The sequence below is a fragment of the Sessilibacter sp. MAH1 genome (assembly GCF_054658315.1).
The window spans coordinates 1-23,364 of the sequence record NZ_BAAGIC010000028.1 but is presented as its reverse complement, the minus strand read 5'-3'; the positions used below and the strand labels follow the sequence as shown (position 1 = coordinate 23,364).

Below are 23,364 nucleotides of genomic sequence, written 5' to 3'. Positions count from 1 at the left end.
ACACCAGCTGAAGTTGAGAAAGCATTTAAATGATAAAAACCTCCTACAGGGTGGTATGAAAATAATTGACCACTACACATTTATTGAGTCATGATCACAAATCCAAAGAAGTTTATGACCATTTTCACCAAGGATAGAAAGAAATAGTGCAATTGGATGGCATACTCTTAGTAGTTTTTCGGCCTCATTTCCTTTCCATTGCCCAAGGCCATTTTGTTCGAACAAGGAAACAATCTCTGAATGTGCTTCCTTTTTATTGAGGCCGAATAAACTTTCGATGTTCTTATCTATTGATACTGTCAATAGTAATCCATGAGTTAGCCTGTCTGCCGCATCAAGAATTTCATCTAATGCCCTTTTGATTGGACCATAGCGAAGATCTTTATAACCTAACTCTTTCCATGGGTCATTCAGCTTGTACTTCTTCCTAATTTTTATAACTTCGTTCTCAAATACTGCACGCTTATCAGCTGAGCAGATCAAAAATGAATATGTAGAGAAGTTCGCTCCTTTATGCTCACCTCCAAAATCTGAAAGTATAAATACCCCTTTATCTTCAGAAAAATCTGGTAATGATGTTAGCTTACTAATTTCTCTAGCTAGCAACCGCCCATATAAAGGGTGTTCTTCGCTGACCTTAGGAATTTCAAAGGACCTGATTTGAATATTTTTGAAAACTGTTTCATGGCACTCTCGAAATATAACGCCCACATAAAAGGTGGAGCGTCAGCGACGTCCAGCGCAACGAAGTGGAGCGATTTTTGATGTGCTTGTTAAGCATTTACTCGGCCTCCAATTGAATATTTCTTATTACCGTTTCGTAGCTGTCAGCCTCAAAGGTTACAGATTTATACCCAGGAGCTGATATAGAAACCGTGCTAGATAGCCGGATAGCTGAAAAAGGCACTGGTGTCCAAGTGCGAAGTTTACGTAATGAGTAATACCCATCTTTGTTTGTGGTAGTGCTTTCTGATTTCTTTTCCAATTGATTGTGTCGAATCAGTACCGTTGCCTCAACAGGCAAACCATTCTCATCAGTAACCCTCCCTTTGACGGCAGGACTTACTGCTATATTTACGCACCCCTGAAGGAAGAATAATGCAATTGTAAGTATCAGTGCTTTCATATGCTTAACGCTTTGCTTTGCGGCGCGCGTTAGCGCGTCCGGTGAAGGCCACGCCTTTTGTGGCCGAAACGAATAACAGCAACTTGTTAGAACAATTGCAACAATAACTATTTTGCATTACTAAAAGTGTACTACTAAACATTTAAGTTACCTTATTTTCCGATCCAAATTTGCTAATTTAAGCAACGAAGAACGACACCAATCAACCTTACGCAACCACATTACTCATTGAAACTAAGAAGAGCAAAACTGTCCAATGTAAAACTACTTTTTACTAAAAATTGGCTTCCACGATTTTGTAATTGTTTATATGTTGTACTTTATTTAAAAGCACCAAAAGAGAAAACTTTCAGCTTACGTAACACCTAAAATTTACCACCGATAAAACCACTGAGTAGTTCTAACGTTTTGCTTTGCGGCGCGCGTTAGCGCGTCCGGTGGAGGACACATTTTGTGGCCGGAACGAATAAGGGCAACTTGTTAGAACAAGTACAAAAATAGCGATTTTGCAGTGTTAAAGGTGTACCACCAAACATTTAAGCTACCTTACTTTCTGCGACTAAGTTTGCCAATTTCAGCCACGAAGAACGAAACTACCAAACGTTACGTGCCACGTTACTAATTGAAACCGCGAAGAACAAAACTGCTCTGCTTCACGCAACCACTTCACTCATTGAAACTAAGAAGAGCAAAACTGCGCAACGTAAATCTACTTTTTTACTACAAATTGGCTGCCACGATTTTGTAATTGTTCTACTTTCGTACCTTACTTAAAAACACCAACAACGAAAACTTTCAGTTTACGTAACAACTAATATTTACCACCGATAAAACCACTGAGTAGTTCTAACGCCTGCATTTGCGGCGGTTTTGTAGCGAGGCACGAGCGGAAAAACCGTCCAAGCCACGCAGTGGCTGATGCAACATGCACTTGTTACATGTTGGTGAGCGATGCGTCATGCCATACATCCTCATAATCATCAGCGATTAAAAATCTATACCCTGGGGGCAATGCTAAATACTGCTCTATTTCAGGTAAGTATTCTTTTACATGACTCACGTGTAGCGGTTTAAAAAAATCATTTTCTTGGCTCATTTCTTCACCGCACCAAATATACCAGCCACATGTTCCATTTTCTGCTTTATGACGCAAACCGTTTATTGGAAGTTTACCTAGCGTCTCTAAAGCAAGACCAAGCTTCTCTGCTTCAGAGCAAGGTATAAAGTCGGCCTTAAATTTTTCGCATACTTCCTTTTGAGTAACCACGATATTCCCTAAGACATGTAACGCTTTGCTTTGCGGCGCGCGTTAGCGCGTCCGGTGGAGGCCACGCTTTTTGTGGCCGGAACGAATAAGAGCAACTTGTTAGAACAACCGCGAAGATAGCTATTTTGCGTTGCTAAAAGTGTACTACTAAACATTTAAGTTACCTTACTTTCTGCGACTAAGTTTGCCAATTTCAACCACGAAGACCGAAACTACCAAACGTTACGTGCCACGTTACTAATTGAAACCGCGAAGAACAAAACTGCTCTGCCTCACGCAACCACTTCACTCATTGAAACTGAGAAGAGCAAAACTGCCCAACGAAAATTTACCTTTTTACTAAAAATTAGCTACCACGATTTTGTAGCTGCTAACATTTTGCACTGTACTTGAAAGCACCAAGAACGAAAACTTTCAGTTTACGTAACACCTAAATTTACTACTGATAAAACCACTGAATAGTTCTAACGCCCGGCTCACCAGCGGCCAAACCGGAGTGGTTTTTGTGTTAAAGTGTAGCGCAGCGAAACCACAAAAACCACGTAGGTTTGGACGTCTGCGTGGAGCCGTTTGTTAGCACTTTAGGTTTCCAAAGTTGGATTGCAAGGTGAAAGAAATTGGTCTTTCATTTTTGTTACAACACCTTTTGCCATTTTCCATACCTGAAACTCGTTATTAAACTCAGCGTTTTCATCGTCTCTGATATATAGCAAACCATACGAACCCTTTGCTATTTCTCCGATTTTAGTAAATAAATTTAAAACGTACGGATGATAATGATTATGGTCACCATCCATTCTCACGTACGCAGATCCGTTTTCTTGAAATAATTCAATACGACCCAATTCTCCGCATTCCTTAATAGTGAGATTTATGTCTGCAATGTTTTTCTTTAAAAGGGCAGAATCATCTTCTTCCTCGTTCGAGGCTTCCCAAATTGTTATCCAGGCATGGTATTCGAACATGGTGTGATCTTCCTGAGTGCTAACGCCTTGCACAGCGGAAATTTGTGGAGTGGCGTTTTGTGTTATAGCGTAGCGGAAACACAAAAAAGCCACGGAACAAATTTTCCGACTGGTGCAAATTGTTAGGCTTACGTTGCCTTTTATTAAAGCTTATAAACATGAATTGTATTCCATTCGCCGTCTGTTACTTCTATTTGATGATGTATAGCGCCATTTTTTAGCGCTTCAGATATAGCAGATGATATAAGTCTTAGAAATTCCATATCAGCTGATTCTGAAGAAAAACTACACAATCCTTTATCCATGCTTATTTCTACATTTTGGAACAACGTCACTGATGATTCGTCGAATTTAGATTCGATATCCATTACTCGAAATGTCTCGTGAAGCTCTCTCGAGCGCATTGAACCAACCGAAAAAGCCCCAGTAATAAAATACAATTCATCACTCATGTCGTTTGAATGCCTAACGTCTCAATAACCGGCTCAGCTTTGCTGCGTCCGGCGCCGAAGGCGCGAAGTTAATTGACTTGTTAAGTGTATATTTTCAATACTCATCATCTTCCTCATCTGGCTCCCATATGTACCCTTTAAATTCCTGCTTATGAAACCAGCATGTCAGTGGCTCTGATGGGTTTACAAACACCTGATAGGACAACCCAGATGAAAAGCTGTTTTTCTCTTTGTAGTCTCTCATCTTAAATTCATACCTTACCCCTTCGAATTCATAATTGAACACATGAAATACAAGTGGAGGTAAAGGTGTTGCTTCATCGGTAAAGATTTTATCTGCTGTTCGAGTATATCCACCGAAATACCAGGTTTCGATAAACTCAGCTTTTATCTCGGCCGAGTATTTTTTCGGTTTTATTGGGAATAGTTTCGATATCATCTTGTACACTTAACGCTTTGCTTTGCGGCGCGCGTTAGCGCGTCCGGTGAAGGCCACATTCTGTGGCCGGAACGAATAAGAGCAACTTGTTAGAACAAGTACAAAAATAGCGATTTTGCAGTGTTAAAGGTGTACCACCAAACATTTAAGTTACCTTACTTTCTGCGACCAAGTTTGCCAATTTCAACCACGAAGAACGAAACTACCAAACGTTACGTGCCACGTCACTAATTGAAACCGCGAAGAACAAAAATGCTCTGCCTCACGCAACCACTTCACTCATTGAAACTAAGAAGAGCTAAACTGCCCAACGAAAATTTACCTTTTTACTAAAAATTAGCTACCACGATTTTGTAGCTGCTAACATTTTGCACTGTACTTGAAAGCACCAAGAACGAAAACTTTCAGTTTAAGTAACACCTAAAATTTACCACTGATAAAGCCACTGAGTAGTTCTAACGTTTTGCTTTGCGGCGCGCGTTAGCGCGTCCGGTGAAGGCCACGCCTTTTGTGGCCGGAACGAATAAGAGCAACTTGTTAGAACAACCACGAAGATAGCTATTTTGTGTTGCTAAAAGTGTACTACTAAACAGTTAAACTACCTTAATTTCTGTGACGACATTTGCCAATGTTAAGCCACGAAGAACAAAACCAATAAACCTTACGCAGCTATATTATTAATTGAAACCACGAAGAGCAAAACTGCCCAACGCAAACCTACCTTTTACTAAACATTGGCTGCCACGATTTTGTAGCTGCCAATATTTTGCACTTTACTTAAAAATACTAAGAACCAGAATTTCCAGTTTACGTAACACCTAAAATTTACCACCGATAAAACCACTGAGTAGTTCTAACGCTTTGCTTTGCGGCGCGCGTTAGCGCGTCCGGTGGAGGCCACATTTTGTGGCCGGAACGAATAAGAGCAACTTGTTAGAACAAGTACAAATATAGCTATTTTGTATTGCTATACGTGTACCACTAAACATTTAAGCTACCTTACTTTCTGTGACGACATTTGCCAATTTACACCACGAAGAACGAAACTACCTAGCCCTACGCAGCTACATTACTAATTGAAACCACGAAGAGCAAAACTGCCGAAAATAAACCTAGTTTTAACTAAAAACTGGTTGCCACGATTTTGTAGCTGCCAACCTTTTACACCTTACTTATAAATACCAAGAACCAGAACTTCCAGTTTACGTAACACCCAAAATTTACTTCTGATAAAACCACTGAGTAGTTCTAACGCCTTGCTTTGCGGCGCGCGTTAGCGCGTCCGGTGAAGGCCACGCCTTTTGTGGCCGGAGCGAATAAGAGCAACTTGTTAGAACAAGTACAAAAATAGCTATTTTGCAGTTCTAAAGGCATACCACTAAACATTTGAGCCACCTTACTATCTGCGACCAAGTTTGCCAATTTGAGTCACGAAGAACGAAACTGCTATGCCTTACGCAACCACATTACTCATTGAAACTAAGAAGAGCAAAACTGCCCAACGTAAACCTACTTTTTTACTACAAATTAGCTACCACGATTTTGTAGCTGCTAACATTTTGCTCTCTACTTAAAAGCACTAAGAATAAAAACGTTCAGTTTACTTAATACCTAACATTTACTGCTGATAAAACCCCGGAACAGTTCTAACGCTTTGCTTTGCGGCGCGCGCTAGCGCGTCCGGTGGAGGCCACATTTTGTGGCCGGAACGAATAAGAGCAACTTGTTAGAACAACCGCGAAGATAGCTATTTCGCATCGCTAAAAGTGTACCACTAAACATTTAAGCTACCTTAGTTTCTGTGACGACATTTGCCAATGTTAAGCCACGAAGAACGAAACTACCTATCCCTACGCAGCTACATTACTAATTGAAACCACGAAGAGCAAAACTGCCCAACTCACATCTACCTTTTTACTAAAAATTGGCTGCCACGATTTTGTAGCTACCAACCTTTTACACCTTACTTAAAAATACCAAGAACCAGAACTTCCAGCTTACGTAACACCTAAAATTTACCACTTATAAAACCCCAGATAGGTTCTAACGCTTGGGTAAATTGAAGACGCGCAGCGGCTTTCAATTTGACCCACTTGTTGTACGTCTTGAAGTAATAACAATTACTTCACCAAGCCTCAATTTACCATGAAATCAACGTGCCTGAGACCTGAAGCTTACTGCAAACTAACGCGGACAACGAATGAACGGACTTACATACTAGACATTTACTGCAATTTGACGTGACCAGAGAAAAACAAACGGGAAAAGCAGTAAAAACTGGAAAATTTTAAAATTGGTAACCACAATTAATAGTTAACACTTTAGTTTACCGGAGTTTAAGAAACCAAGAATTGCGATTTTAGACGACAAAATACAGCCAAATTAAAACTAAGAAAATACCACGAAAGACGTACAACGCTTTGCTTTGCGGCGCGCGTTAGCGCGTCCGGTGAAGGCCACACCTTTTGTGGCCGGAACGAATAAGAGCAACTTGTTAGAACAACCGCGAAGATAGCTATTTTGCATTGCTAAAAGTGTACTACTAAACATTTAAGCTACCTTACTTTCTACGACCTAGTTTACCAATTTAAGCTACGAAGAACGAAGCTACTTTGCCTTACGCAACCACAGTACTCATTAAAACAATGAAGAGAAAAACTGCCCAACATAAACCTACTTTTTACTAAAAATTGGCTGCCACGATTTTGTAATTATTCTAATTTCGTACATTACCTGACGGCACAATGAATGAAAACTTTCAGCTTACGTAGCACCTAAAATTTACCACTTATAAAACCCCAGAGAGGTTCTAACGCCCGTAACACCGGACAATTTGAAGCGCAGCGGAAAATTGTTCCGCGTGGTTGCGCTTGTTATGAGTTTGGCTAGAAAAAAGGGATAATTTCAAATGTTTTATAATGCTCTACCCAAGCGTCCTTTTTTTCTTGTATAGATTTGCCTTTTAACGTTTCCATTACGATACCAAACTCTCTAATTTCATCCTGTTTCTTTAGTTTAGAACTGGTGATGAAGATATATCCGGTTTCGCCATCCACTAAAGCTGGACCGCTACCCAGAATGCTCTCGCTCCAACCAACGATGTAACCCCAACTGGTAGCTTTGATCTCTCCTAGTTCGAAACGATCTTTAACTACTTCTAATACAAGCTTCTTACACTCTTCTATTTCAACCATGGAAACTCATAACGCTTTGCTTTGCGGCGCGCCTTAGCGCGTCCGGTGAAGGCCACGCCTTTTGTGGCCGGAACGAATAAGAGCAACTTGTTAGAACAAGTACAAAAATAGCGATTTTGCAGTGTTAAAGGTGTACCACCAAACATTTAAGTTACCTTACTTTCTACGACCAAGTTTGCCAATTAGAGCCACGAAGAACGAAACTGCTACGCCTTACGCACCACATTACTCATTGAAACTAAGAAGAGCAAAACTGCCCAACGCAAATCTACCTTTTACTACAAATTGGCTACCACGATTTTGTAGCTGTCAACCTTTTACACCTTACTTAAAAATACTAAGAACCAGAACTTCCAGTTTACGTAACAACTAAAATTTACCACTGATAAAACCATCGAGTGGTTCTAACGCCCCGCTAAACAGCGAGCCACGCAGTGGCGAGTCCAAGGCAAAAACCTGTTTTTGCCTGATGTTTAAGCGGTTTGTTATACGTTTTTAACATAACCAACCTTCACCACTATTGTTGAATTTACCGCTTTAAAATGCGGACCAATAAACTGAAAACTTACCACAGTTTAACGCGGACTATGAAGAACGAACGAGATTAATTTTCAGACTAAAAGATGCAAAATATTGGTTACCACTTTAGCCATTTAACACTTTAGTTTACTGAAGCTTCAGCTACCAAGAATGACAAACTTCAGCGACAAAACAGTTCTTAAATTCACCAAGAATAATACAAAGAATACGTATAACGCCCCGATAAACGGCGAGCGTTAGCGAGTCCGGTGGAGGCCGCGCCTTTTGCGGCCGGAACGAATTTGAGCGGCTTGTTATAAGGCGACATTTTTACGCACGTAGCTCCATGCTGAAAGGGAACAAACAAGACCTAGCCCGCCATAAACACTAAGAAAGGTAATAGACTGAAAACTAAACTCTGTGCCCGAAACACCAAACATAACTACCGGAGTAAAAAAGCCCAAAACAAAGCCTGAAAGGGTATAAACGACGATGCTTACCCAGTTTGACCAAGAGTAAAATTGCCACAAGCGAATTAATGGATACGCCAGCAATAGACAAATAACAAGAGCTACGGGGAAAGCAATGAGACCAAAAATAGTTGCTGCCCCGCCATATGAAGGCAAGCTAACGATTATTAGAAGCAAAGCCCCTAGGAAAGCTGATTGGATGCTAGATGCAATTACGTGCTTCCACATACTCAAGCCTTATAACGCTTTGCTTTGCGGCGCGCGTTAGCGCGTCCGGTGGAGGTCACGCCTTTTGTGGCCGGAACAAATAAGAGCAACTTGTTAGAACAATTGCGAAAGTAGCTATTTTGCAATGCTAAAAGTGTACTATCAAACATTTAAGCTACCTTACTTTCTGCGACCAAATTTACCAACTTGAGCCACGAAGAACGAAACTACCAGGCGTTACGCAGCTACGTTATTAATTGAAACTAAGAAGAGCAAAACTGCCCAACGCAAATCCACTTTTTTACTAAAATTTGGCTGCCACGATTTCGTAATTATTCAAATTTAACACTTTATTTAAAGGCACCAAGAACAAAAACTTTCAGTTTACGTGACACCTAAAATTTACTACTGATAAAACCACTGAGTAGTTCTAACGTTTTGCTTTGCGGCGCGCGTTAGCGCGTCCGGTGGAGGCCACGTTTTTTTGTGGCCGGAACGAATAAGAGCAACTTGTTAGAACAAGTACAAAAATAGCTATTTCGCATTGCTAAATGTGTACCACTAAACATTTAAGCCACCTCCCTTTCTGCAACTAAATTTACCAATTTGAGCCGCGAAAAACGAAACTGCTCTGCCTCACGCAACCACTTCACTCGTTGAAACTAAGAAGAGCAAAACTGCCCAACTCACATCTACCTTTTTATTAAAAATTAGCTACCACGATTTTGTAGCTGCTAACATTTTGCACTGCACCTGAAAGCACCAAGAACGAAAACTTTCCGTTTACGTAACACCTAAAATTTACTACTGATAAAACCGCAAAATAGTTCTAACGCCCCGCTAAACAGCGAGCCACGCAGTGGCGAGTCCAAGGCAAAAACACTGTTTTTGCCTGATGTTTGAGCGGTTTGTTATACGTTTTTAACATAAACAACCTTCACCACTATTGTTGAATTTACCGCTTTAAAATGCGGACCAATAAACTGAAAATTTACCACAGTTTGACGCGGACTATGAAGAACGAACGAGATTAATCTTCAGACCGAAAGATGCAAAATATTGGTTACCACGTTAGCTATTTAACACTTTAGTTTACCAAGGTTTCAGCGACCAAGAATGATGAATTTCAATAGTAACGCAACGATTAAATTCGCTAAGAATAATACAAAGAACACGTATAACGCCCGCAGCACGCGCGGTTTTGTAGTGAAAGCAAAGCCGCAACGAAAAAGCCGTCGCCGTGCCTGCGTTTGTTAACTGTTTTGCTCTCTATTAGTTGCTAGCTTTTGACACATAGAATAATACAAAGATTTTTTCATACCAGACTCACTTCCCTTCGGCGGAAACCACGATCCCTCTGAATCAATAGCGGACAAAAAGCAAAGCGAATTAATTGCTGCAACTGTTTTATAGAAGTTAATTGGCTTGCCGTAGTCTGAATCGGCATACGCAGCATGTGTGATACCGTGCCTATTAGTATTGTCATCATGTGGATATTGGGTAGAGTCGGCATACAATTTTTTGGTTGCGAACTGCTCGAACGAGTCAATCATCGACTCCACTTCCTCATATGCTCCCAATTTTCGGCTAGTAACTTCTGCTTTGCAGCTTTCACATAAGTTTTTTATTGTCTGCTTTATATACTTATGGCCTACATTCCTCTTCTCAGCAAGCCGTCTAGAAACACCTTCTATAACCGGAATCAACGTTGCAACTGCCGCATAATGCAAGCCAAGAAAATGGGCTTCCAGCCCATCACCTAAGATCTTCATATAATCTTTTATAAAAGGCGTGACGGAGTATTTCTCTATGTATAGATTCGCCATATTCAAAGGGGAATATATCTCAGCCAATATCACTTCTAGCTCTGCTTGAGTTAGGCCATTCTGATTTTGAAAATTTCTTTTTAGAATTTCATCCATTTGCCCCATGGTTACATAAGGGGGAATAAACCATCCTATTTTTTCGAACTTAATAGACCAAGAATCAAGACTTCCCATGTCGATCACCTCGCACAGTTAACGCTTTGCTTTGCGGCGCGCGTTAGCGCGTCCGGTGGAGGCCACAGCTTTTTGTGGCAGGAACGAATAAGAGCAACTTGTTAGAACAACCACGAAAATAGCTATTTTGCAGTGCTAAAAGTGTACTACTAAACATTTAGGTTACCCTACTTCCCGCGACCAAGTTAACCAAGTTGAGCCACGAAGAACGAAACTAATAAACCCTATGCGTGGACACAATTAACTGAAACAATGAAGAGCAAAACTGCCCAACATAAACCTACCTTTTTACTAAAAGTTGGCTGCCACGATTTTTGGCTACTAACATTTAGCAACGTATTTTCAGCTACCAAGAACGAGAACTTTCAGCTTAGCTAGCACCTAATATTTACTACTGATAAAACCCCGGAAAAGTTCTAACGCTTTGCTTTGCGGCGCGCGTTAGCGCGTCCGGTGAAGGCCACGCCTTTTGTGGCCGGAACGAATAAGAGCAACTTGTTAGAACAAGTACAAAAATAGCTATTTCGCATTGCTAAATGTGTATAACTAAACATTTAAGCCACCTCCCTTTCTGCTACCAAATTTACTAATTTGAGCTACGAAAAACGAAACTAGCAAACCTGACGTAACCACATTACTCATTGAAACTAAGAAGAGCAAAACTGTCCAACTCACATCTACCTTTTTACTAAAAAATTGGCTGCCACGATTTTGGTACGTCTAGGATTTAGCACTGTATTTTCAGCTACAAAGAACAAAAACTTTCAGTTTACCTAACACCTAAAATTTACTACTAATAAAACCACTGAGTAGTTCTAACGCTACGCTAAACGGCAGACAAAGTTGTGTGGTTGTTGTGCAATAATGAGCGCAGCGAATACACAACAGCCGCGCAGCTTTGGCTGTCCAGTGGAGGCCGCAGGCCGGAACGATGTTTGAGCGCCTTGTTATGTGATTTTACCACTCTATGGCCTTTAGTTTTTCTACCGCTATGGCAAGTTGTTCTTTGGATACTCCTACAATAGTTTGGAAATCATCATCGTCTAGCCCAAAACCCAATTTGTTCGCATTTAAGGCATTAATAATACCGCCAAGCTCAGATGCTGTAAGCATGTTTGGCGAGACTTGCTGAACCTTTTCGAATAGCCTAAGTGCTACAGCATTTTCAATAGGGTTTACTACGACTATTTCACCGGATGCTTCCAACTCTTTGACAGAGTTAATTAAAGCTTCTTTTACAACAGAGTCATTCATTAATTTTTATTCCGGTACCAGCCTAGCCTGGGCACATAACGTTTTGCTTTGCGGCGCGCGTTAGCGCGTCCGGTGGAGGCCACACTTTGTGGCCGAAACGAATAAGAGCAACTTGTTAGAACAACCACGAAAATAACTATTTTGCATTACTAAAAGTGTACTACTAAACATTTAAGCTACCTTACTTTCTGCGACCAAGTTTGCCAATTAGAGCCACGAAGAACGAAACTGCTACGCCTTACGCAACCACTTTACTCATTGAAGCTAAGAAGAGCAAAACTGCCCAACGCAAATCTACCTTTTTACTAAAAATTGGCGCCACGATTTTGTATCTGCCAACCATTTACACTTTACTTAAAAATACCAAGAACCAGAACTTCCAGCTTACGTAACACCTAAAATTTACTACTGATAAAACCACTGAATGATTCTAACGCTTTGCTTTGCGGCGCGCGTTAGCGCGTCCGGTGGAGGCCACGCTTTTTGTGGCCAGAACGAATAAGAGCAACTTGTTAGAACAACCGCGAAGATAGCTATTTTGCGTTGCTAAAAGTGTACTACTAAACATTTAAGTTACCTTACTTTCTGCGACTAAGTTTGCCAATTTCAACCACGAAGAACGAAACTACCAAACGTTACGTGCCACGTTACTAATTGAAACCGCGAAGAAAAAAACTGCTCTGCCTCACGCAACCACTTCACTCATTGAAACTAAGAAGAGCAAAACTGCCCAACTCACATCTACCTTTTACTAAAAATTGGCTACCACGATTTTGTAGCTGCCAACCTTTTACACCTTACTTATAAATACCAAGAACCAGAACTTCCAGTTTACGTAACACCTAAATTTACTACTGATAAAACCACTGAGTAGTTCTAACGCTTTGCTTTGCGGCGCGCGTTAGCGCGTCCGGTGAAGGCCACATTCTGTGGCCGGAACGAATAAGAGCAACTTGTTAGAATAAGTACAAAAATAGCTATTTCGCATTGCTAAATGTGTACCACTAAACATTTAAGCCACCTCCCTTTCTGCTACCAAATTTACCAATTTGAGCCACGAAAAACAAAACTAGCAAACCTGACGTAACCACATTACTCATTGAAACTAAGAAGAGCAAAACTGCCCAACTTACATCTACCTTTTTACTAAAAATTGGCTACCACGATTTTGTAGTTATTCTAATTTTGTACCTTATTTGACGGCACCAAGAAACAGAACTTCCGGTTTACGTAACACCTAAATTTACTACTGATAAAACCACTGAGTAGTTCTAACGCTTTGCTTTGCGGCGCGCGTTAGCGCGTCCGGTGGAGGCCACGCTTTTTGTGGCCGAAACGAATAAGAGCAACTTGTTAGAGCAAGTACAAAAATAGCTATTTTGTATTGCTATACGTGTACCACTAAACATTTAAGCTACCTTACTTTCTGTGACGACATTTGCCAGTGTTAAGCCACAAAGAACGAAACCAATAAACCTTACGCAGCTACATTATTAATTGAAACCACGAAGAGCAAAACTGCCCAACGTAAACGTACCTTTTACTAAAAATTGGCTACCACGATTTTGTAGTTGCTAATATTTTGCACTCTATTTTAAAGCCCCAAGAACGAAAACTTCCAGTTTACGCAACACCTAAAATTTACCACCGATAAAACCACTGAGTAGTTCTAACGCTTTGCTTTGCGGCGCGCGTTAGCGCGTCCGGTGGAGGCCACGCTTTTTGTGGCCGGAACGAATAAGAGCACCTTGTTAGAACAACCCCGAAGATAGCTATTTTGCGTTGCTAAAAGTGTACTACTAAACATTTAAGTTACCTTACTTTCTGCGACTAAGTTTGCCAATTTCAGCCATGAAGAACGAAACTACCAAACGTTACGTGCCACCTTACTAATTAAAACCACGAAAAACAAAACTGCTCTGCCTAACTCAACCACTTCACTCATTGAAACTAAGAAGAGCAAAACTGCCCAACTCACATCTACCTTTTTACTAAAAATTAGCTACCACGATTTTGCTGCTGCTAACATTTTGCACTGTACTTGAAAGCACCAAGAACGAAAACTTTCAGTTTACGTAACATCTAAAATTCACCACTGATTAAAACCACTGAATGGTTCTAACGCTTTGCTTTGTGGCGCGCTTTAGCGCGTCCGGTGGAGGCCACGCCTTTTGTGGCCGGAACGAATAAGAGCAACTTGTTAGAACAAGTACAAAAATAGCGATTTTTGCAGTGTTAAAGGTGTACCACCAAACATTTAAGTTGCCTTACTTTCTGCTACCACGTTTACCAATTTGAGCCAGGAAGAACAAAACTGCACTGCTTTACGCAACCACATTACTCATTAAAACAATGAAGAGCAAAACTGCCCAACATAAACCTACCTTTTACTAAAAATTGGCTGCCATGATTTTGTAATTATTCTAATTTCGTACATTACTTGACGGTACAATGAATGAAAACTTTCAACTTACGTAACACTTAAAATTTACTACTGATAAAGCCACTGAGTAGTTCTAACGCTTTGCTTTGCGGCGCGCGTTAGCGCGTCCGGTGAAGGCCACGCCTTTTGTGGCCGGAACGAATAAGAGCAACTTGTTAGGACAATTACAAAAATAGCGATTTTGTAATGTTAAAGGTGCACCACTAAACATTTAAGTTACCTTACTTTCTGCGACCAAGTTTGCCAATTAGAGCCACGAAGAACGAAACTACCAGGCGTTACGCAGCTACGTTGTTAATTGAAACCACGGAGAGCAAAACTGCCCAACTCACATCTACCTTTTTACTAAAAATTAGCTACCACGATTTTATAGCTGCTAACATTTTGCACTGTACTTGAAAGAACCAAGAACGAAAACTTTCAGTTTACGTAACACCTAAAATTTAACACTTACAAAACCACTAAATGATTCTAACGCTTTGCTTTGCGGCGCGCGTTAGCGCGTCCGGTGGAGGCCACATTTTGTGGCCGGAACGAATAACAGCAACTTGTTAGAACAATTGCGAAAATGGGTATTTTGCGGTGTTAAAAGTGTACTACTAAACATTTGAACCACCTCACTTTCCACTACCAATTTCGCTAATTTGAGCCACGAAGAACGAAACTACCAAACGTTACGTGCCACCTTACTAATTGAAACCACGAAGAGCAAAACTGCCCAACGCAAATCTACCTTTTACTAAAAATTAGCTACCACGATTTTGTAGCTATTAATACTTTGCACTTTACTTGAAAGCCCCAAGAACGAGAACTTTCAGTTTAGGTAACATCTAAATTTACCACTGATAAAACCCTAGAACAGTTCTAACGCCTTGCTCTGCTGCATTTTTTCCGTTAAGCGTTTTGTGCTATTAAGCACAAAACGCTTAACGGAAAAAATGTCCGCAGGAGCAATTTGTTATGTGATTTTTACTTGTATAGTTTGTAAAATCTAAACGGTTTTGGCCATTCAGACCTTGGCTTAAAAGCTATTGCGACCTCATCGCCTCCTAGGGCCGATTCAGTTATTACCACATGGTCTTGGAAAGACTTTGCTTTTTCAAATTCTTTTTCGTTGACCTTGCAAACTACTTTATAAAACGGCCCAGATAACCACTCGCTTACCTCTTCCGAATCTCGATATTTGAGGTAGGCGCCTAACGAGGCATGTGCCACCGCTAGCATTGCATACCCAAGCGGCACTTCTTCTTTAACCAATATATACATTTTCATAATATGAATTTCCTTTAATTTACGTAATAGGCCCTCTGTTCTTTTGCTGGGAGGGCCTTCTTCGTAAACGGGCAATTCATATTACACAAGTACTAGCTCCCCCAGCCTAATCGTCGTTAAGCTAGCTGTAGGAGTACTGCATGTAATATTAAATATTTTCATTCTAAATTAAACCGGATCTCTAAATCTGGGCCACATAACGCCTTGGTAAGCAGACCCAAAGCGGAGCTTTGAGGGTCTGCTTGACCAACTTGTTAAATTTTTGTGTATTTTTTCTCCAGGCCATCTAACAAGCGATGTAGCCATTCTAGGATATTGGAAAGTTCTTCCCCTAATTCTGCAATTTCTAAATCTGGGGCTCTATTTCTACATAGACACTTTGCGATATATTCGTTTAACTTTAAGCTTGCATCAACCGATATATAATTCGACCATTGGTGCCCATTTTTCTCTACAACACTATCTATGTATGAAAAATTCTTTTCAAGGACAGGAAGCTTTGCATTCAACTCTTCTGCATGCTTTTTGACTTCATTTAAATCTTTATTAGAACTACACCTTTGAATAGCAACCTGAACCTGAAAATCCATTAAATCCAGCTGAAACTCTCTAAGCTTCTCCTCGCACGACCATATAACAGAAATGTATTTACCATATTTTATTTGAGACCTCCATGCATCAATTCCTCTATATGCGGCTAAAGCAGCAACCAAACCAGCAGCACCTCCTAAAAAGCTTCCTAGCGCGGATAGGGTTGTCATTAAATCCGAATTTTCTATTGCGACAACTATTACAAGAGAAATTATGCCAAACAAGCCAATAGATAAAGAAAATGTACAAAGCAACCATAAATGGAACTGTTTTACGATACACCTCCTTAAATTTAACGCTTTGCTTTGCGGCGCGCGTTAGCGCGTCCGGTGAAGGCCACGCTTTTTGTGGCCAGAACTAATAAGAGCAACTTGTTAGAACAACCGTGAAGATAGCTATTTTGCATTGCTAAATGTGTACCACTAAACATTTAACCGCCCTTTCTGCGACCAAATTCACCAGTTTGAGCCACGAAGAACGAAGCTACTTTGCCTTACGTAATCACATTACTCATTAAAACAATGAAGAGCAAAACTGCCCAACACAAATCTGCATTTTTACCACAAATTGGCTACCACGATTTTGTAGCTGCTAACATTTTGCACTGTACTTGAAAGCACCAAGAACGAAAACTTTCAGTTTACGTAACACCCAAAATTTACTACTGATAAAGCCACTGAATAGTTCTAACGCTTTGCTTTGCGGCGCGCGCTAGCGCGTCCGGTGGAGGCCACGCTTTTTGTGGCCGGAACGAATAAGAGCAACTTGTTAGAACAACCACGGAAATAGCTATTTTTCAGCACTAAAAGTATACAACCAAACATTTAAGTTACCTTACTTTCTACGACCAAGTTTGCCAATTTCAGCCACGAAGAAAGAAACTACTCAATCTTACGCAACCACATTACTCATTGAAACTACGAAGAGCAAAACTGCCCAACGCAAATCTACTTTTTACTAAAAATTTGCTGCCACGATTTTTTAGCTGCTAATATTTTGCACTCTACTTGAAAGTACTAAGAACGAAAACTTTCAGTTTACATAACAACTAAAATTTACCACTGACAAAACCTCAGAACAGTTCTAACGCCCCGCTAAACGGCGAGCGTTAGCGAGTCCGGTGGAGGCCACGCCTTTTGTGGCCGGAACGAATTTGAGTGGTTTGTTAGCCATTTTCTAGTTCATTGACGAGAGCTTGAACGTTGTTTGCTTGTTCTCTAATTTTTTCGTAATACTCTTTTCTTGCCGAAGGTACTTTCTGCTCGGATTCCATTTTTAGCGCCTCAACCTCCATGTTTGCTGCCTGCACCTTCAGCTCTACAATTGATGCCCTATATTGAAGCAATTGAGTTTTTCCTTGGTCTGCGATCTCTGCTCGTGAAGCAGCCATTTCCTCACGCTGCAAGCGAAGTTCTTCACGCTGCAATGCCAATTCATTTCTTTGTAGGTAAATCGTGTAGAGAAGACCAGCAAAAGCAAAGCCGCTAAACAATGCATTCACTGAACCAAAAAGATCTCCGAACTGACCTCTAGATTCCCAGGAAGGCATGAAATGTACTAATGCAAATGGAGTTATAATCCATAAAGACAGCACAACCACCAATAATCCAATTAATCTCACAGTTTCTCCTTCATCTGGCTAACGCCCCGCTCACCAGCACGCACTGCGGAGAGCATTTTATGTATAAATGACGCGCAGCGGTATACACAAAACGAGCGTAGCAGTATGTGTCTGGTGCAGCGGATTGTTAGATTTGTCATCGGAGATACTCTGCAAACAACACAAAGAAGTACTCAAGAGCGGAATGTGGGTCTGTACTATTATTGTAAATATTTCTAGCCCAGCCATGGGTTGCGGTTATATTAAATTTTCTCTCAATATAACGATCAAATCCACTCATTACCTCATAGTCTTCACCGCTACCTTTACCACACAAATAGCCAGATATAAAAGTTGCAGCATATCCAATATGCTTCTCGGGTAAAAACATCAATGTATGTGATTCCAGAATCTTTATTACTTCAGTTACACTCATCTTGGCAAGATTAATTACATTGATATCACTAGCTGTATATTCACCCATAATTTCTCCAAGGCGCTCTATTTAAAGCCTGGTAATCTAACGTCACCATATGCGGCAAATTTGGATTTGATTGTTTTGTGCTAGCGTAGCGATTAAGCACAAAACGAGCAACGGAAAATTTGTCCAGCCAGCTTGCTGGCGATGCATGATGGCCTTGTTAGGAACTTACATATACATCAGGCTGATAACGCTCCATAAAAGTTTGCGGTTTAACTAAAGAGGCAAAACCACACTGACTATACAGACCATGTGCATCAGCCGTCGCGAGCGTGAAGCGCCTTAGACCTTGCAGTTCTGGGTGAGAGATAACGGCCTCCATAAGTTTTTTGCCAAACCCATTTCCGCGATAATTGGGCAGGACGAAAACATCTACAAGGTTAGCAAAAGTAGAATAATCCGTTATTACTCGTGCAAAAGCTATTTGCTCTGAGCCAACATACCCGCCAAAGCAAAGCGAATTTTCCAAAGATTTTTGGACAGTTGATAGAGAAATTCCTTTTGCCCATTGAGACTCTTCCGATAGAAATTGGTGTATCAACAGGACATTCAATTTAGCTTTTTCGCAATCTATTTCCATTAGTATTCCTAACGCTTTGCTTTGCGGCGCGCGTTAGCGCGTCCGGTGGAGGACACATTTTGTGACCGAAACGAATAAAAGCAACTTGTTAGAACAAGTAAAAAATAGCTATTTTGCAGTGCTAGAAGTGTACTGCCAAACATTTGAGCTACCCTACTTTCCATTACCAAATTTACCAATTTGAGCCACGAAGAACGAAACTACCAGGCGTTACGCAGCTACGTTGTTAATTGAAACCACGGAGAGCAAAACTGCCCAACTCACATCTACCTTTTTACTAAAAATTAGCTACCACGATTTTATAGCTGCTAACATTTTGCACTGTACTTGAAAGAACCAAGAACGAAAACTTTCAGTTTACGTAACACCTAAAATTTACCACTTATAAAACCCCGGAACAGTTCTAACGCTTTGCTTTGCGGCGCGCGTTAGCGCGTCCGGTGAAGGCCACGCCTTTTGTGGCCGGAACGAATAAGAGCAACTTGTTAGAACAATTGCAAAAATAACTATTTTGCATTACTAAAAGTGTACTACTAAACATTTAAGCTACCTTTCTTTGTGCTACCAAGTTTGCCAATTTGAGCCACGAAAAACGAAACTAGCAAACCTGACGCAACCACATTACTCATTGGAACTAAGAAGAGCAAAACTGCCCAACACAAACCTACTTTTTACTATAAATTGGCTGCCACGATTTTGTAGCTACCAACCTTTTAAACCTTACTTAAAAATACCAAGAACCAGAACTTCCAGTTTACTTAACACCTAAAATTTACCACTAATAAAACCACTGAGTAGTTCTAACGCTTTGCTTTGCGGCGCGCGTTAGCGCGTCCGGTGAAGGCCACGCCTTTTGTGGCCGGAACGAATAAGAGCAACTTGTTAGAACAATTGCAAAAATAACTATTTTGCCGTGCTAAAAGTATACAACTAAACATTGAATTACCTTACTTTCTGCGATCAAGTTTACCAATTTGAGCTGCGAAGAACGAAACTGCTCTGCCTTATGCAACCACGTTACACATTGAAACTAAGAAGAACAAAACTGCCCAACATAAACCTACTTTTTACTAAAAACTGGCTGCCACGATTTCGTAATTACTCAAATTTAACACTTTACTTAAAAACACCAAGAACGAAAACTTTCAGTTTACGTAACAACTAATATTTACCACCGATAAAACCACTGAGTAGTTCTAACGCTTTGCTTTGCGGCGCGCGATAGCGCGTCCGGTGGAGGCCACGCCTTTTGTGGCCGGAACGAATAAGAGCAACTTGTTAGAACAAGTACAAAAATAGCAATTTTGCAGTGTTAAAGGTGTACCACCAAACATTTAAGTTACCTTACTTTCTGCGACTAAGTTTACCAATTTCAGCCACGAAGAACGAAACTACCAAACGTTACGTGCCACCTTACTAATTGAAACCACGAAGAACAAAACTGCTCTGCCTGACGCAACCACTTCACTCATTGAAACTAAGAAGAGCAAAACTGCCAAACATAAACATACTTTTTACTACAAATTGGCTACCACGATTTTGTAGCTGTTAATACTTTGCACTCTACTTAAAAGCACTAAGAACAAAAACGTTCAGTATTACTTAATACCAAACATTTACCGCTGATAAAACCACTAAGTAGTTCTAACGCTTTGCTTTGCGGCGCGCCTTAGCGCGTCCGGTGGAGGCCACATTTTGTGGCCGGAACGAATAAGAGCAACTTGTTAGAACAACCGCGAAGATAGCTATTTTGCGTTGCTAAAAGTGTACTACTAAACATTTAAATTACCTTACTTTCTGCGACTAAGTTTGCCAATTTCAACCACGAAGAACGAAACTACCAAACGTTACGTGCCACGTTACTAATTGAAACCGCAAAGAACAAAACTGTTCTGCCTCACGCAACCACTTCACTCATTGAAACTAAGAAGAGCAAAACTGCCCAACGAAAATTTACCTTTTTACTAAAAATTAGCTACCACGATTTTGTAGCTGCTAACATTTTACACTGTACTTGAAAGCACCAAGAACGAAAACTTTCAGTTTACGTAACACCTAAAATTTACTACTGATAAAGCCACTGAGTAGTTCTAACGACCTGCTAAACCGCGGAACGAAGTTGATTGTTTTGTGCGAGCGTAGCGAAAAAGCACAAAACGAGTAACGCAGTGGAGGTCGGTTTGAGCTGCTTGTTAGAACAATTACAAAAGTAGCTATTTTGCAGTGCTAAAGGTGCTCCACTAAACATTTGAGTTAACATACTTTCCAATACCCAATTTGCCAATTTTAGCCACGAAGAACGAAACTGACCAGCCTTACACGACCACTTTACTCATTGAAACTAAGAAGAGCAAAACTGCCCAATGTAAATCTATTTTTTAATAAAAATTGGCTGCCACGATTTTGTATCTGTTTATATTTTGCACTTCACTTGAAGACACCAAGAACGAAAGATTTCAGCTTACTTAATACCTAAAATTTATCACTGATAAAACCACAGAACAGTTCTAACGCTTTGCTTTGCGGCGCGCGTTAGCGCGTCCGGTGAAGGCCACGCCTTTTGTGGCCGGAACGAATAAGAGCAACTTGTTAGAACAATTGCAAAAATAACTATTTTGCCGTGCTAAAAGTACACAACTAAACATTGAATTACCTTACTTTCTGCGATCAAGTTTGCCAATTTGAGCTGCGAAGAACGAAACTGCTCTGCCTTATGCAACCACGTTACACATTGAAACTAAGAAGAACAAAACTGCCCAACATAAACCTACTTTTTACTAAAAACTGGCTGCCACGATTTCGTAATTACTCAAATTTAACACTTTACTTAAAAACACCAAGAACGAAAACTTTCAGTTTACGTAACAACTAATATTTACCACCGATAAAACCACTGAGTAGTTCTAACGCTTTGCTTTGCGGCGCGCGATAGCGCGTCCGGTGAAGGCCACATTTTGTGGCCGGAACGAATAAGAGCAACTTGTTAGAACAATTGCAAAAATAACTATTTTGCATTACTAAAAGTGTACTACTAAACATTTAAGTTACCTTACTTTCTGCGACTAAGTTTGCCAATTTCAACCACGAAGAACGAAACTACCAAACGTTACGTGCCACGTTACTAATTGAAACCGCAAAGAACAAAACTGTTCTGCCTCACGCAACCACTTCACTCATTGAAACTAAGAAGAGCAAAACTGCCCAACGCAAATCTACCTTTTACTACAAATTGGCTACCACGATTTTGTAGCTGTCAACCTTTTACACCTTACTTAAAAATACTAAGAACCAGAACTTCCAGTTTACGTAACAACTAAAATTTACCACTGATAAAACCATCGAGTGGTTCTAACGCCGCAAACATGGGCCGAGCTGCGAAGCAGCGAAGGTCCAAGCACACGCAGTGTGCTGAACATGATTTGCCTTGTTATGCGCTTTATTCATGTTGCTATTTTGCAAGTTAATAGACCTGATTTATTAATAATATATGAAAATTCTGTAGATGATGGTTGCTGTGTATTCCTTGGACTTATTTGAAGATCATAATATGTATTATCTATTTCATTTTCATCGCGTAGATCATTTTCTGATTCTGGAAATCCGAGTAATGCAAAATAATAATCATCTGTTACTGCAATATAAGCAGGGAATTCTTCATATTTTCCTGATGTTTCTGGCTCAAAGTCTATTGCCAAAGCTTGGCTCAATTTCTTTGCAGTAACCTCTAAAGAAAATCTATTTTCAATGTCTAAATATGCAAAATTCATTTCTATTAATTTATCGCATAACGCTAATGTAAGCGGCAAGCGACGCAAGAGCGAGTCCAGTGGAATGCCGAAAGCATGTAGCGATGTTTGACATTTTTGTTATGTGATTTTGACATGCTGAACCAGACCTTTTCGCCAATCGATGAGTATTTCTCCAAGAAAACTTACATTAGATGGAAATTTTTCACCGCTTAATATTTTAGCAGCCTCCCAGCAAGGAAAGTCAGTTTCCTCGTTTATATCGAAGGCTAGTAGTGTTTCAATAGTATTCTTGTTGATGCCAGTAGCTTTCCACTGGCCCCATTCTTCATAGTGCTTATAGTAGTTAGCCATCGTATTTATAAACAATATGGTAGAAATGCCATTCTGTAATTCTTTACAAGCCGTAGAGAGCCACTCGATTTTTTTACTCTTAGCGTTATAGCCAGAAATTTTCGAAACATCCGAGATTGCGCCTGTAATATATGTTTGTGCAGTCACGTATGCTATGCCAAAAATGGACTCTGTCTGCTCTTGCGCCCAATACGCATCGTACCATTCATTCTCGTCATACTTTTTCTGGTATCTAGCAAACCCATGATCTAGCGAAACGAAGATTTCTTCTAATGTTTCGGATCTATAGTCGGCTTCCAAATAATGCGTCTTCATCTAACTACCACATAACGCTTTGCTTTGCGGCGCGCGTTAGCGCGTCCGGTGAAGGCCACGCCTTTTGTGGCCGGAACGAATAAGAGCAA

General features: G+C 40.5%; 17 protein-coding genes. All 17 read right to left on the bottom strand.

The window, feature by feature from the left end; all coding sequences use genetic code 11:
* Positions 1-72: 72 nt before the first annotated feature.
* Positions 73-711 (bottom strand): hypothetical protein, encoded by a 639-nt coding sequence (locus ACYQ28_RS18550; protein ID WP_460050738.1) that lies wholly within the window; start codon positions 709-711, stop codon positions 73-75.
* A 70-nt stretch (positions 712-781) separates the two neighbouring features.
* Positions 782-1,126 (bottom strand): carboxypeptidase-like regulatory domain-containing protein, encoded by a 345-nt coding sequence (locus tag ACYQ28_RS18545; protein WP_460050736.1) that lies wholly within the window; start codon positions 1,124-1,126, stop codon positions 782-784.
* 934 nt (positions 1,127-2,060) lie between these two features.
* Positions 2,061-2,393: an immunity protein Imm33 domain-containing protein gene (locus tag ACYQ28_RS18540; RefSeq protein WP_460050734.1), complete on the bottom strand. Its 333-nt coding sequence runs from the start codon at positions 2,391-2,393 to the stop codon at positions 2,061-2,063.
* A gap of 581 nt (positions 2,394-2,974) precedes the next feature.
* Positions 2,975-3,451 carry an Imm7 family immunity protein gene (locus ACYQ28_RS18535; protein WP_460050732.1) on the bottom strand — a complete coding sequence of 159 codons (477 nt, stop codon included), beginning with the start codon at positions 3,449-3,451 and terminating at the stop codon, positions 2,975-2,977.
* 50 nt (positions 3,452-3,501) lie between these two features.
* Complete coding sequence (locus ACYQ28_RS18530) at positions 3,502-3,810, bottom strand: hypothetical protein (protein ID WP_460050730.1); 309 nt, start codon at positions 3,808-3,810, stop codon at positions 3,502-3,504.
* A 94-nt stretch (positions 3,811-3,904) separates the two neighbouring features.
* Positions 3,905-4,249, bottom strand: a complete 345-nt coding sequence (locus tag ACYQ28_RS18525; protein WP_460050728.1) for a hypothetical protein — start codon at positions 4,247-4,249, stop codon at positions 3,905-3,907.
* Between the two features lie 2,885 nt (positions 4,250-7,134).
* Positions 7,135-7,443 (bottom strand): hypothetical protein, encoded by a 309-nt coding sequence (locus ACYQ28_RS18520; protein WP_460050726.1) that lies wholly within the window; start codon positions 7,441-7,443, stop codon positions 7,135-7,137.
* An 833-nt stretch (positions 7,444-8,276) separates the two neighbouring features.
* Positions 8,277-8,660 (bottom strand): hypothetical protein, encoded by a 384-nt coding sequence (locus tag ACYQ28_RS18515; RefSeq protein ID WP_460050724.1) that lies wholly within the window; start codon positions 8,658-8,660, stop codon positions 8,277-8,279.
* Between the two features lie 1,232 nt (positions 8,661-9,892).
* A complete protein-coding gene (locus ACYQ28_RS18510) occupies positions 9,893-10,639 on the bottom strand; it encodes a hypothetical protein (RefSeq protein WP_460050722.1) in 747 nt (248 codons plus the stop codon).
* A gap of 957 nt (positions 10,640-11,596) precedes the next feature.
* On the bottom strand, positions 11,597-11,893 hold the full coding sequence (locus ACYQ28_RS18505) for a hypothetical protein (protein WP_460050720.1): 297 nt from the start codon (positions 11,891-11,893) through the stop codon (positions 11,597-11,599).
* A 3,412-nt stretch (positions 11,894-15,305) separates the two neighbouring features.
* Positions 15,306-15,608 carry a peptidyl-tRNA hydrolase gene (locus tag ACYQ28_RS18500; RefSeq protein ID WP_460050718.1) on the bottom strand — a complete coding sequence of 101 codons (303 nt, stop codon included), beginning with the start codon at positions 15,606-15,608 and terminating at the stop codon, positions 15,306-15,308.
* 254 nt (positions 15,609-15,862) lie between these two features.
* Positions 15,863-16,369 (bottom strand): hypothetical protein, encoded by a 507-nt coding sequence (locus tag ACYQ28_RS18495; protein ID WP_460050716.1) that lies wholly within the window; start codon positions 16,367-16,369, stop codon positions 15,863-15,865.
* A gap of 995 nt (positions 16,370-17,364) precedes the next feature.
* Positions 17,365-17,820: a hypothetical protein gene (locus ACYQ28_RS18490; protein WP_460050714.1), complete on the bottom strand. Its 456-nt coding sequence runs from the start codon at positions 17,818-17,820 to the stop codon at positions 17,365-17,367.
* 136 nt (positions 17,821-17,956) lie between these two features.
* Positions 17,957-18,283: a hypothetical protein gene (locus ACYQ28_RS18485; RefSeq protein ID WP_460050713.1), complete on the bottom strand. Its 327-nt coding sequence runs from the start codon at positions 18,281-18,283 to the stop codon at positions 17,957-17,959.
* Between the two features lie 157 nt (positions 18,284-18,440).
* The gene (locus ACYQ28_RS18480) at positions 18,441-18,860 is read right to left on the bottom strand and encodes a GNAT family N-acetyltransferase (RefSeq protein WP_460050711.1); all 420 of its coding nucleotides are present in this window, start codon (positions 18,858-18,860) and stop codon (positions 18,441-18,443) included.
* Between the two features lie 3,440 nt (positions 18,861-22,300).
* Positions 22,301-22,675 (bottom strand): hypothetical protein, encoded by a 375-nt coding sequence (locus ACYQ28_RS18475; RefSeq protein WP_460050706.1) that lies wholly within the window; start codon positions 22,673-22,675, stop codon positions 22,301-22,303.
* Between the two features lie 51 nt (positions 22,676-22,726).
* Positions 22,727-23,275, bottom strand: a complete 549-nt coding sequence (locus ACYQ28_RS18470) for a hypothetical protein (protein WP_460050704.1) — start codon at positions 23,273-23,275, stop codon at positions 22,727-22,729.
* Positions 23,276-23,364 lie beyond the last annotated feature (89 nt).

Bases quoted from the DNA above. Each gene is read 5' to 3' on its own strand.
- ACYQ28_RS18545 (WP_460050736.1), bottom strand. From the start codon at position 1,126: ATGAAAGCACTGATACTTACAATTGCATTATTCTTCCTTCAGGGGTGC.
- ACYQ28_RS18530 (WP_460050730.1), bottom strand. From the start codon at position 3,810: ATGAGTGATGAATTGTATTTTATTACTGGGGCTTTTTCGGTTGGTTCA.
- ACYQ28_RS18525 (WP_460050728.1), bottom strand. From the start codon at position 4,249: ATGATATCGAAACTATTCCCAATAAAACCGAAAAAATACTCGGCCGAG.
- ACYQ28_RS18520 (WP_460050726.1), bottom strand. From the start codon at position 7,443: ATGGTTGAAATAGAAGAGTGTAAGAAGCTTGTATTAGAAGTAGTTAAA.
- ACYQ28_RS18515 (WP_460050724.1), bottom strand. From the start codon at position 8,660: ATGTGGAAGCACGTAATTGCATCTAGCATCCAATCAGCTTTCCTAGGG.
- ACYQ28_RS18510 (WP_460050722.1), bottom strand. From the start codon at position 10,639: ATGGGAAGTCTTGATTCTTGGTCTATTAAGTTCGAAAAAATAGGATGG.
- ACYQ28_RS18505 (WP_460050720.1), bottom strand. From the start codon at position 11,893: ATGAATGACTCTGTTGTAAAAGAAGCTTTAATTAACTCTGTCAAAGAG.
- ACYQ28_RS18500 (WP_460050718.1), bottom strand. From the start codon at position 15,608: ATGAAAATGTATATATTGGTTAAAGAAGAAGTGCCGCTTGGGTATGCA.
- ACYQ28_RS18495 (WP_460050716.1), bottom strand. From the start codon at position 16,369: ATGACAACCCTATCCGCGCTAGGAAGCTTTTTAGGAGGTGCTGCTGGT.
- ACYQ28_RS18485 (WP_460050713.1), bottom strand. From the start codon at position 18,283: ATGGGTGAATATACAGCTAGTGATATCAATGTAATTAATCTTGCCAAG.
- ACYQ28_RS18480 (WP_460050711.1), bottom strand. From the start codon at position 18,860: ATGGAAATAGATTGCGAAAAAGCTAAATTGAATGTCCTGTTGATACAC.
- ACYQ28_RS18470 (WP_460050704.1), bottom strand. From the start codon at position 23,275: ATGAAGACGCATTATTTGGAAGCCGACTATAGATCCGAAACATTAGAA.